Source organism: Archangium sp. Cb G35, from assembly GCF_001896145.1.
Taxonomy (GTDB): Bacteria; Myxococcota; Myxococcia; order Myxococcales; family Myxococcaceae; genus Archangium; species Archangium violaceum.
On sequence record NZ_MPOI01000008.1, the window covers coordinates 329,514 to 342,233 of the forward strand.

Annotated in this window: 2 protein-coding genes (1 of these 2 cut by a window edge); both read left to right on the plus strand. The window is 72.8% G+C overall.

The window, feature by feature from the left end; genetic code table 11:
• The gene (locus BO221_RS25510; RefSeq protein ID WP_073563092.1) at positions 1–5,313 is read left to right on the plus strand and encodes a non-ribosomal peptide synthetase; all 5,313 of its coding nucleotides are present in this window, start codon (positions 1–3) and stop codon (positions 5,311–5,313) included.
• Positions 5,306–12,720, plus strand: the 5' portion of a protein-coding gene (locus BO221_RS25515; RefSeq protein ID WP_073563093.1) for a hybrid non-ribosomal peptide synthetase/type I polyketide synthase. 3,943 nt of this gene lie beyond the right edge of the window; 7,415 of the gene's 11,358 nt are visible here — the first part of the coding sequence; its start codon is at positions 5,306–5,308; the stop codon falls past the right edge of the window. The genes BO221_RS25510 and BO221_RS25515 overlap by 8 nt, the downstream gene beginning before the upstream one ends.

The window sequence follows — 12,720 nt, forward strand, 5'->3', positions numbered from 1 at the left end:
ATGCCGCTGTTGTCGCGAGAGAATCCTGCGCGTGCCGTCTCCATGCCCGAGGGCACTACCTTCGTGGACGTGCTCCGCGAGCGGGCCCTCCTCCAGCCCGACGCCCGGGTCTTCACCTTCCTCGACGAGGCGGGGGAGATCTCCGTCACCTACCGCGAGCTGGACGAGGGCGCCCGCGCCGTCGCCGCCACGCTGCGTCAGCACCTCGCTCCCGGTGATCGGGCGCTGCTGCTCTACCCGCCGGGCCGCGAGTACGTGCTGGGCTTCCTCGGGTGCCTCTACGCCGGTGTCATCGCCGTCCCCGCGTATCCGCCCGATCCCTCCCGCCTCGCCCGCACCTTGCCCAGGCTCCAGGCCCTGGTGGCCGATTGTCAGGCCACCGCCGCGCTCACCACCTCCGCGCTGCTCGACATGGTCGGCTTCGTCACCGAGGACGCTCCCGGGCTCCGCGCGCTGCGCTGGCTGGCCACCGATGCGCTCGAGCCCGGCGCCGCCGGCGCGTGGGCCGCTCCCCGGCTGTCCTCCGACGACCTGGCCTTCCTCCAGTACACCTCCGGCTCCACCGGCACGCCTAAGGGCGTGATGCTCAGCCACCGCAACCTGCTGCACAACTCGGGGCTCATCGCGCTCGGCTTCGACGCCTCGCCCCGGCCCGTGGGTGTCATCTGGCTGCCGCCGTACCACGACATGGGGCTCATCGGCGGCATCCTCCAGCCCCTCTACCGCGACATCCCCACCGTCCTGATGTCGCCGCTCTTCTTCCTCCAGCGCCCCCTCAACTGGCTGGAGGCCATCTCCCGGCACGGCGGTACCGTCAGCGGCGGTCCCAACTTCGCCTACGAGCTGTGCATCCGGAAGACGACCCCCGAGCAACGCGCCGCGTTGGATCTGCGCGGCTGGGAAGTGGCCTTCTGCGGCGCCGAGCCCATCCGCCCGGAGACGCTGGACCGGTTCGCCGAGGCGTTCGCTCCCGCGGGCTTCCGGCGCGAGGCCTTCTATCCCTGCTACGGGCTCGCCGAGGGCACGCTCATCGTCAGCGGTGGGCGCAAGGCCGCGCCGCCCGTGGTGCGCCACCTCGAGCACACCGGGCGCCAGGGCGTGTCCATGGTGGGCTGCGGTGGCTCCCTCGGAGAGCAGACGGTGCGCATCGTCGATCCCGAGACGTGCGAGCCGTGCGCCCCCGGTCGAGTCGGGGAGATCTGGGTCCGTGGCCCCAGCGTGGCCCGGGGCTACTGGGAGCGCTCCGACGACACCGCTCGCACCTTCCAGGCCCGCCTCGCGGGCTCCGGGGAAGGGCCGTACCTGCGCACCGGGGACCTCGGCCTGCTCGACGGTGACGAGCTGTTCGTCACGGGAAGGCGCAAGGACCTCCTCATCATCCGCGGGCGCAACCACTACCCGCAGGACCTCGAGCTCACCGTGGAGCGATGCGACCCGGGGCTGCGGCCCGGCTGCGGCGCCGCATTCTCCGTGGACTCCGGAGGCGAGGAGCGGCTGGTCGTCGTCCAGGAGTTCGCTGATCGCTCCGGTGGTGACCTGGAGACCCGCACCCGTGAGGTCATCGCCCGCATCCGCCAGGCGGTGGCCGAGGAGCATGAGCTCGGCGTGCATGCCGTGGTGCTGCTCGTGCCCGGGAGCATCCCCAAGACGTCGAGCGGGAAGATCCAACGCCATGCCTGCCGCACAGCGTTCCTCCATGGCTCCCTGGAGGCCGTGGGCTCCTGGCGCGAGGGGACGGATGGGACTCGTGTGGCGGCGACGCTCGGGGATGCGGCGGATGAGTCCGCGCCGCCTTTGTCCGCGGGAGTGGAGGCGCTGCTTCCCTGGCTCTCCGCCCGCTTGTCGCGGGAGCTGCGGATTCCCGCCGGCGAGCTGCGGCTGGATGAGCCCCTCACGCGGTATGGGCTCGACTCGCTGCGCGCCATGGAGGTGCGTGGGTCGCTCGAGCTGACGTTCGGCGTGTCCCTGCCCGTCACCAGCCTCCTGCGCGGGCCCAGTGTGCGGGAGCTGGCCGAGAGCCTCGTGGCCCGCCCCACGCCCGAGGCCGAGGCTCCACTCGCGCCCCAGGCCCTCGAATCGGCTCCGTCCCTCTCCGAGGGCCAGCGGGCGCTGTGGTTCCTGCAGCGCATGGCACCCGAGAGCACCGCGTACCACGTGGTCCGCGCGGCGCGGATCCGCTCGCATCTCGATGTGGCGGCGTTGGAGCGGGCGTTCCTGTCGCTCGTGGCGCGGCACCCGTCGCTGCGCGCGGTGTTCCCCGAGGAGAACGGCGCTCCCGTCGCGCGCTTCCTGGAGCCCTCGGGCCCCCTGGTGCACGTGGAGGACGCCTCCGGCTGGAGCGAGGCCCAGCTGCGGACGCGGCTCGACGCCGACGCCCACCGGCCCTTCGACCTGGATCGCGGCCCGCTCATGCGCGTCCTGCTCCTCACCCGGGGACCGGACGAGCACCTGCTGCTGCTCTCGCTCCACCACCTCATCACCGACTTCTGGTCCCTGGGCATCATGGTGGAGGAGCTGGGCGCGCTCTACACCGCGGAGACGGGCGGCCTCGCGGGCGTGCTGCCGGCGCTGTCTCCGGGCCCTGTCGAGGCCACGCGTGCGCTCTCGACGCGGCTCGCGGGTCCCAGGGGCGACGTGTTGCGCTCCTTCTGGAAGCAGCGGCTCGGCGGCGAGCTGCCCCTGTTGTCGCTGCCCACGGATCGCCCCCGGCCCCGGATCCAGTCCTTCCGCGGTGACACGCTCCCGTTCCTCGTGGGGCCGGAACTCACCCGGCGCGTGAACGCGCTCGCCCGGGAGAGCGGGGCCACGCCGTACATGGTGCTGCTCGCCGCGTTCTTCGCCTTCCTGCGCCGCTACTCCGGTCAGGACGAGCTCATCGTGGGCGCGCCCACCGCGGGCCGCACCCGGCCGGAGCTGACCCGGCTCGTGGGCTACCTCGTCAACCCCGTGGCCCTGCGCGCCAGCATTCCCCCGGGCACCACCTTCCGGGCGCTCGTCTCCCAGGTCCGCGGCACGGTGCTCGAGGCGCTGGAGCACCAGGACATGCCCTTCCCCCGGTTGGTGGAGGAGCTCCAGCCCTCGCGCGAGCCGGGTCACTCGCCCGTCTTCCAGGCCATGTTCGTCCTGCAGCGCGGTCACCTGCCCGGAGAGGGCACCTCCCTGGCCTCGTTCGCGCTGGGCGAGCCGGACACGCGCCTGCGCCTGGGGGCCCTGGAGATCGAGTCCCTGCCGCTCACACGCCGGGGCTCGGCGTTCGATCTCACCCTGATGATGGCCGAGACGGAGAGCGGGTTGGGTGGCTCGCTGGAGTACTGCACGGACCTCTTCGAGGCCGCCACGGCCGAGCGCATGGCGCGGCACTTCGTGTCGCTGCTGGCGGAGCTGGTGGAGGCGCCCGGGCGGCGGGTGGAGGAGGTGGAGCTGCTGGGTGGAGAGGAGCGGGCCCGGGTGATGGAGGTGTGGAGCCGGGGGCCACGCGTGGACGCGCCCGTGGAGGGGTTGGCGCAGCTGCTGGACGCCCAGGTGGCGCGCACGCCAGAGGCGGTGGCGGTGGAGGGGGATGGACAGCGGCTGAGCTACCGGGAGCTGGAGGCGCGGGCGAGGCGGCTCGGCGCCCGGCTGCGGCGCGAGGGCGTGGGCCCGGAAGTGCGGGTGGGCGTGCTGCTGGAGAAGAGCGTGGAGGCGGTGGTGGCCTTCTGGGGAGTGCAGAAGGCGGGGGGCGTGTACGTGCCGCTGGAGGCGGTGCAGCCCCGGGAGCGGCTCGAGTGGATGGCGCGGGACGCGGGCGTGCGCGCGGTGGTGACGCGGCGCGAGCTGGAGGACCGGTGCACTCCGCCCGAGGGCACGCGGGTGGTGCGGCTGGAGGAGCCAGAGGAGGAGGCATCGCTTCCGCTGGAGAGCGGCGTGCGGGCCGGCAACGCGGCCTACGTCCTCTACACCTCGGGCAGCACGGGGCGGCCCAAGGGCGTCGAGGTGACGCACGAGGGACTGTGCGATCTGGCGAACGCGCGGGTGCGGGTGTTGGGGTTGGAGGCGGGCGGCCGGGTACTGCAGCTCGCGTCGCTGGGCTTCGACTCCTCCGTCTGGGAGTACATGGTGACGCTGTCGATGGGCGGGACGCTGTACGTGCCCGAGGGGGGACGGGTGCCCCTGGGCGAGGAGCTGCGGCGGGTGCTGGTGGAGGGCAGGGTGACGATGGTGACGATGCCTCCGTCCGTGCTGGCGCTGCTGCCGGACGAGGGACTGGAGCACCTGCGGGTGGTGATGTCCGTGGGCGAGGCCTGCCCCCCCGCGTTGGTGGAGAAGTGGGGAAGGGGACGGCGCTTCTTCAACGGGTACGGGCCCACGGAGGTGTCGGTGGCCGCCTCGTGGGGCGAGTGCGTGCCCGGGGAGGGCCGGCCTTCCATCGGCGGGCCAGCGGGCAACGTGGAGGCGTATGTGCTGGACGGAGCGCTGCGGCCCGTTCCCCAGGGCGTGGCGGGAGAGCTGTTCCTGGGCGGCCCCGGCGTGGCGCGGGGCTACGTGGGGCGGCCGGATCTCACCGCCGAGCGCTTCGTGCCCAACCCCTTTGGCCGCGAGGGCGGTGAGCGGCTCTTCCGGACGGGAGACGTGGTCCGGTGGAGGGCGGACGGGCGGCTCGACTACGTGGGCCGCGCGGATGCACAGGTGAAGGTGAACGGCGTCCGCGTGGAGCCGGGTGAGGTGGAGGCCGCGCTGCGCGAGGTGGGTGGCGCGAAGCAGGCGCACGTGAAGGCGTGGAAGGGCCCCTCGGGCGAGGCCCGGCTGGTGGGCTACGTGGTGCCCGGGGAGTCCACTCCCCGCGAGACCCGGGAGCTGCGCGCGCTCCTGCGCCAGCGGTTGCCCGAGTCCCTGGTGCCCTCGGCCTTCGTCTTCCTGGAGGCCCTGCCCCTGTCCCCCAGTGGCAAGGTGGACGGGCGGTCCCTTCCTCCTCCCGAGCCACCCGCGCGCTCCGCTTCCTTCGTCCCGCCCCGCAGCCCGCTCGAGGTGTCCATCGCGCGCTGCTGGGCCCAGGCGCTCGGGCGCGAGGCCGTGGGCCTGCATGATCATTTCTTCGATGAGCTCGGCGGCAGCTCGCTCACCGTCGTCAGGGCCTGCGCCCTGCTGCGCGAGGAGCTGCGGCGCGATGTGCCCATCGTCCACCTTTTCGAGCACCCCACGGTCCACGGGCTCGCCCGGCGGCTGGAGCAGGCCGTGAGCACCGAGACCCGCGGCACCCATCATCAGGATCGCGCGGAGGCGCGCCGGCAGGTCCTCCAGCGCCGCAACCCCCGAGGAAATCGTGGCAATGGCTGAGCAGGAGATGTTGGACGAGGGTACCGGCAACGACATCGCGATCATCGGAATGGCGGGGCGCTTCCCCGGCGCCGCCGACCTCCACTCCTTCTGGTGGAACCTGCGGGAGGGCGTCGAGTCCATCTCCCGCTTCCAGCCGGAGCAACTGGAGCCGTCTCCGCTCGTCCCCGAGGCGCTGCGCGCTCATCCGGATTTCGTGCGCGCGGGGGGCGTGCTCGAGGGCGCGGAGCTCTTCGATCACGGCTTCTTCGACATCGCCCCCCGTGAGGCGCTGTGGATGGATCCCCAGCAGCGCGTGTTCCTGGAGTGCGCCTGGGCCGCGCTCGAGGACGCGGCGTATGACCCGGAGCGCTTCCCCGGGAAGATCTCCCTCTACGCGGGCGCCGGCCAGTCCGGCCATGTGCTCTCCCTGCTGGGCCATGTGAAGAAGGATCCGGCCTCCCTCTTCGAGGCGCTCGGTACCACCAACGCGGAGAACGCCGCCACCAAGACGTCCTTCAAGCTCCGGCTGCGCGGCGAGAGCCTGGCCCTCTACACCGCGTGCTCCACGGGCCTCGTCGCCGTCCACATGGCCTGCCAGAGCCTCCTGCTGCGCCAGTCCGACATCGCCCTGGCCGGCGCGGTTCGCATCTCGCTCCCGCAGCGCACCGGCTACCTCTACCAGGACGGGATGATCTTCTCGCCCGACGGGCACTGCCGCGCCTTCGACGCGCGCGCCCGGGGCACCGTCAGTGGCAATGGCGTGGGCGTGGTCGTCCTCAAGCCGCTCGCGGATGCGCTGCGCGACGGCGATCACGTCTATGCCGTCATCAAGGGCTCGGCCATCAACAACGACGGCCACCAGAAGGTGGGCTACACCGCGCCCAGCGTCGAGGGCCAGGCGGAGGCCATCTCCGAGGCGCTCGCCTACGCGGGCGTCGGGGCAGGGGACCTGGACTACGTGGAGGCCCACGGCACCGGCACGCCACTCGGAGATCCGATCGAGGTGTCCGCGCTCACGCGAGCCTTCCGCCGCGACACGGACGAACGAGGCTACTGCGCGCTCGGCTCGGTGAAGACCAACATCGGCCACCTGGACACCGCGGCGGGCATCGCCGGCCTGATCAAGGCCACCCTGGCGCTCCACCACGAGGAGATTCCCCCCAGCCTCCACTTCGAGCGCCCCAACCCGGCCATCGACTTCGCCGGCAGCCCCTTCTTCGTCGCCTCCCAGCGCCGGCCCTGGGCTCGCGGCGAGAAGCCCCGGCTCGCGGGCGTCAGCTCCTTCGGAATTGGCGGCACCAACGCGCACGCCATCCTCGGCGAGGCCCCCCTCACCGCCAGCCGCCCCAGCGCCCGGCCCCGCCAGCTCGTCACGCTCTCCGCGCGCACCTCCACCGCCCTGGAGGCCATGACGCATGAGCTCGCCGCTCACCTGGAGGCCCGGCCGGACGTGGACCTGGCCGACCTCGCCTTCACCCGGAACGTGGGACGCAAGGCCTTCGAGCACCGGCGAACGCTCGTCGCGGCGGATGTGCCCTCGCTGCTCGCCCGGTTGAAGGCGCCTCCCGAGGCCCAGGCAATCGCCAGCCTGGAGGCGGCCCGCGAGCAGCGGGTGGCCTTCCTCTTCCCCGGACAGGGCGCGCAGTCCGTGGGCATGGCGCGCGAGCTGTACGCCGCCGAGCCCGGCTTCCGCGAGCACGTGGACGCCTGCCTCGCGCTGCTCACCCCACGCCTGGGCAGGCCCCTGCTCCCGCTGCTGTACCCGGCTCCCGCGCAGGAGGCCGAGGCCCGTGAGGCGCTCGCGGATCCGCGCTACGCGCTGCCCCTGCTCTTCACCGTGGAGTACGCGCTCGCCCGGCTGTGGATGGACTGGGGCGTGGAGCCGCATGCCCTGTTCGGCCACAGCTACGGCGAGTACGTGGCCGCGTGCCTCGCTGGCGTGCTGACGTTGGAGGATGCGCTGGCGCTCGCCGTGGTGCGAGGCCAGTTGATGGCGCGCATGCCTCCCGGGGCCATGACCGCCGCGGGCTGCTCCGAGGCCGAGCTCCAGCCCCTGCTCACCGGGGCGCTGTCGCTCGCGTCGATCAATGGTGCCAGCCGCTGTGTCGTCTCCGGCCCCGTGGACGAGGTGGAGCGGCTGGAGCAGGAGCTCGCGCGCCGTGGGGTGGGCTCACTGCGGCTGCCCGCGCGGCAGGCCTTCCACTCGGCGGCGGTGGAGCCCCTGCGCGAGGAGCTCCAGCGCACCGTCGCGGGACTGCGGCTGTCCGCGCCCCAGCGGCCCTATGTCTCCAGCCTCACCGGCACGTGGATCCGCCCCGAGGAGGCCACGGATCCGTCCTACTGGGCCCGGCAGATGCGCCAGCCCGTGCGCTTCGCCGCGGGTCTGGACGTGCTCCAGCAGGACGGGTGTGCCGTCTTCCTGGAGGTGGGGCCCGATCAGGCACTCACCACGCTGGCCCGCATGCACCTGCGGGGCTCGGAGCCGGTGCGGGTGATCCCCTCGCTGCCTCGCGTGGGTGTCTCCACGTCCGATCACGGCACGCTGCTGGAGGCGGTGGGCTCGCTCTGGCAGGCCGGGCTGGAGGTGCGCTGGGAGCGCTTCTACGCCCATGAGCAGCGCCAGCGGCTGTCCCTGCCCTCGTACCCCTTCGAGCGCCAGCCCTTCCGGCTCGAGCCCCGCTGGATGGAGACGGACGTGGCTCCGGCTCCGGTTCCGGTCAGCGCGCCTGTCGCGGCTCCCGCTCCGGCCAAGGCTCCCGTGGCGGCTCCAGCTGGCAAGGAGGTCCCTCGCACCGATGTCGAGCGGCAGGTGATGGCCATCTGGCGCGAGCGGCTCGGTGTCGAGGACTTCGGCATCCACGACAACTTCCTGGAGCTGGGCGGCAACTCGCTGATGGCGGCGCAGATGCTCACTCGCCTGCGCGAGTCCTTCCCGGTGCAGATCCCCCTGAGCGACCTCTTCGAGGCCCCCACCGTGGCGGGCGTCGCCGGGCGCATCGAGGCCCGCCTGAAGGAGGTGGATGGCTCGGGGACCGGTGTTCCGCTGCCCCCGCTCGTGCCCGTGGCGCGCGGCGGCGAGCTGCCGCTGTCCTTCGTGCAGGAGCGTGTGTGCGCGCTGGAGCGCTTCACGCCCGGCAACCCGGCGCTCCTCATGTCCGTGGCCCTCCGGTTGACGGGGTCGCTGGACGTGGGCGTGCTGGAGCGGAGTGTCGCGGAGATCGTCCGCCGCCACGAGGTCCTCCGCGTCACCTACGCGTTCGTGGACGGCCGGTTCGTGCCTCGTGTGCACTCCGAGATGAAGACGCCGCTCCAGGTCATCGTCCTGGAGGGCTCAAGCGAGGAGCGTGAGGCGGAGGCCTCGCGGCTTGCCCTGGCGGACATGGAGCGGCCCTTCTCCCTGGAGCAGGGGCCGGTCCTCCGCGCCTCGCTGGTGCGCATCGCTCCGGACTCGCACCTGCTGTTCGTCACCGTGCACCACGTCATCTCGGACACGCTGTCCATGGTGGCGATCGCCCGCGAACTGGCGGTGAACTACGAGGCCTTCCTCCAGGGCCGCCCCTCGCCGATCCCCGCGCTGTCCGTGCAGTACCTGGACTTCGCGGCCTGGCAGCGGCGCGCGCTGGAGTCGGGCGCCTTCTCGTCCCAGGTGTCCTATTGGCGCGAGCGCATGGCTGCTCCTCCCGGCCCGCTGGCGCTTCCCACGGATCGTCCGCGCGGGGCCTCGCGCCCGCAGCGCAGCGCCCGCCGCTTCTTCGGCCTGTCCCGCCGGCTCTCCGACGCCATCCTGGCGCTCGGCCAGCGGGAGGGCGTCACCTCCTTCATGATCCTCCTCGCCGGCTACAAGGCGCTGCTGGCCCGCTACGCCGGCCAGGAGGACATCGTCGTGGGCACGCCCATCGGCAATCGCTCCCGCGGCGAGCTGGAGCCGCTGATCGGCTACGTGGCCCACGCCGTCCCGCTGCGCACCGACCTCTCGGGCGATCCCTCCTTCCGCGAGCTGCTCGGCCGCGTGCGCGACACGACGCTCGGCGCCCACGCGAACCCGGACGTCCCCTATGAGCACCTCGTGCGCGAGCTGGAGCCCAGGAAGGATCCGGGCACCTCCCGGCTGTTCGACGCGCTCCTCATCGTGCACCACGCCGGCTTCGGCTCGCACCTGGAGCTGCCCGGCCTCCGGATGGAGCACGTGCCGGTGGAGGCGCCCACGCAGTTCGGCTCCATGCTCTCCAGCCACTGCATCGCCCTGGGCGAGACCGAGCACGGTTTCTCCGGTGACATGGAGTACGCCACCGAGCTCTTCGATGCGGCCACCATCGAGCGGATGATCGGCCACTTCGAGGCGCTCCTCGAATCGGCCGTGGCGGAGCCCGAGCTGCGCCTGTCCGAGCTGTCCCTGGAGACGCGCGAGGAGCGGAGTCAGCGGGAGTCCCTCGTGGCCCTGGCTCCGCGTGGGGAGAGCGCCTCGATTGCGTCGCTGTTGGAGTCCCAGGCCTCGCGGGCCCTGGAGGCACCGGCCGTGCTCGCCGGGGCGCGGAGCCTCTCCTGGGGCGAGCTGCGCGAGCGGGCCCGGCGTCTGGCCGGAGCACTGGTGCGAAGGGGCGTGGGGCCGGAGCAGCTCGTGGCCGTGTGTTTGGAGCCGTCTCCCGAGCGCCTCGTGGCGCAGTGGGCCGTGCTGGAGGCCGGTGGGGCCTGGGTGCTCGTGCCGCCGTCGCGGCTGCGGGAGCTGGCCTCGCTCGCTCCCGAGGGCTCACCGGTGCCGGTGTTGCTCACGGACTCGCGGTTGCGCACCAGCGTCCCGCTGGAGTCGTCGCGGGTGTTACAAGTGGACGCGCCGCTGGAGGCGGTGCCCGCGCTGGAGCACCGCGCCGCTCCGGCCGGTGCCGAGGCCATGGTGTGCCTCGAGGCGCTGGGCGCCTCCGAGGCCACGCCACGGCGGGCCATCCACACGCCCCGGACGGTGGCCCACCTGTTCCACGCGCTCGACCAGGGGCACGCGGGTGCTTCCGGAGGCGCATGGTTGTGGGCCGAGGAGGCCGCGGGGCAGGGGAGCGGACTGGAAGTGTTGTGGGCCCTGTGCCGGGGTCTGCGCGTCGTCCTGCCGCGTGAGCCCGCGAGCGCCCGGTTCGTGGTGGGCCGCGACTCCGCGCCCCGCCGCCCGCTGGCCTTCAGCCTCTCGTACTTCGCCAATGACGAGGACGCGCTTGGCCGGCGCAAGTACCAGCTCCTGCTGGACGGAGCGCGCTTCGCCGACTCGCACGGCTTCTCCGCCATCTGGACGCCCGAGCGTCACTTCCACTCCTTCGGCGGCCTCTACCCGAGCCCCGCCATCACCGGCGCGGGCATCGCCACCCTCACCGAGCACGTGGGCATCCGCGCCGGCAGCGTGGTGCTCCCCCTGCACGATCCCCTCCAGGTCGCGGAGGAGTGGTCGATGATCGACAACCTCTCCGGAGGCCGGGTGGGGGTGTCGTTCGCCTCGGGCTGGCACGCCAATGACTTCGTCTTCGCCCCGGACCACTACGCGCGCCGCAAGGAGATCATGCACCGTGGCATCGAGACGGTGCGGCACCTGTGGCGGGGCGGGACGGTGCGCCGCCGCAACGGTGATGGCCAGGAGGTGGAGATCGCCATCCGCCCGAGGCCGGTGCAGGCGGAGCTGCCCTTCTGGCTCACGGCCGCCGGAAGCCCGGAGACCTTCCGGCTCGCGGGCGAGCTGGGCGCCCATGTGCTCACCAACCTGATGGGCCAGCAGCTCGACTCCCTGGCCGAGAAGGTGGCGCTCTACCGCGAGACGTGGCGGCGGCATGGCCATCCGGGCCGGGGCCACGTGAGCCTGATGATGCACGCCTTCCTCGGAACGAATGTGTCCGAGGTGCGCCGCACCGTGCGCGAGCCGCTGATGCGCTACTTCCGCAGCTCGGTGGACATCTCCAGTGGCTTCATCGCCAGCCAGGGCCTCCAGGTGGACCCGCGGAGCCTCTCGCCCCGGGATCTGGAGGCGATGCTGGAGCACGGTTTCGAGCGCCACCTGGAGGACGGCGGGCTCTTCGGGACGCCCGAGTCCAGTGAGGCCATGATCGAGCGCGTGCGGCGGCTGGACGTGGACGAGGTGGCCTGTCTGGTGGATTTCGGCACCAGCGTGGAGGAGACGATGACCAGCCTCCAGCACCTGGACACCCTGCGGCGGCGCTCGCAGCCGGAGGGGACGGGGGCCGTGCCGTCCGTGGCGGTGGAGAGCGGCGCGGAGGTGGAGCCGGTGCTCGCGCTGGTGCGCGAGACGGGTGCCACGCACCTGCACTGCACGCCCTCGCTGGCCCGCGCGCTCGCCGCGCTCCCGCGAGTCTCCGAGGAGCTCCGCTCCGTGCGCCGGCTGTTCGTCGAGGGCGCGGCTCCGGAGCTGGCCGCCTCGCTCGCACGCGTGGCCGGCGTGGAGGTGCTGCGCCGCGAGGAGGCGTTCGGGCCGGCGGCCTGGCTGCCGGTGCGCGCGGAGGACAAGGGCACCGCTGTCTTCGTGCCTCCCGCTCACATGAGGGTTCACGTGCTGGACTCCCGGGGACGGCCCGTTCCCGTGGGTGTCTCCGGCGTGCTCGCCATCGCGGGCGACGGGGTTCCGAGGGGCTTCTGGAAGGAGCCACCCCTGGAGGCGGGAGCACGGCTGCTGCCCACGGGTCAGCGCGCCCGGCGCAGGGCCGATGGCTCCGTGGAGCTGCTCGCCGGGGGTGTTCCGGCGGTCCGCCGTCCAGCTCCCTCGCCCGTCCAGGCTCCGCGCCCGGAGGTGGCCCGTCCCGAGGGCCCACCCGCCATCGCCCGCGTGCCGCGCGATCGGCCGCTGCCCCTCAGCTTCTCCCAGCAGCGGCTGTGGTACCTGGATCAGCTCGAGCCGGGGAACGTGGCCTACAACAACCCGTCCGCGCTGCGTCTCAGCGGGCCCTTGAATGCCGCCGCGCTGGAGCGCGCCCTCAACGAGGTGGTCCGCCGTCACGAGGCGCTCCGGACCACCTTCTCCCTGGAGGACTCCGGCCCCGTGCAGCGCATCGCCAGCGCCCTGTCCGTGCCCCTGCCGGTGGTGCGGCTGGAGGCCGAGGGAGACCGTGACGCGGCGATCGTCCAGTGGGCCCGTGAAGAGGCCCGGCGGCCCTTCGAGCTCGCCGCCGGTCCGCTGATTCGCGCGGCGCTGCTGCGTGTCGAGGAGGCCGAGCACGTGCTGCTCGTCACCCCGCACCACATCGTCTCCGATGGCTGGTCCGCGGGCGTGATGATGAAGGAGCTGGCGGTCCTGTACGCCGCCTTCGTCTCGGGGGCCGCTTCGCCGCTACCGGAGCTGCCCGTGCAGTACGTGGATTACGCCGCGTGGCAGCACGAGTGGTTGCGCGGTCCCACGTTGGAGAAGGAGCTGTCCTGGTGGAAGCAGACGCTGGCCGATGT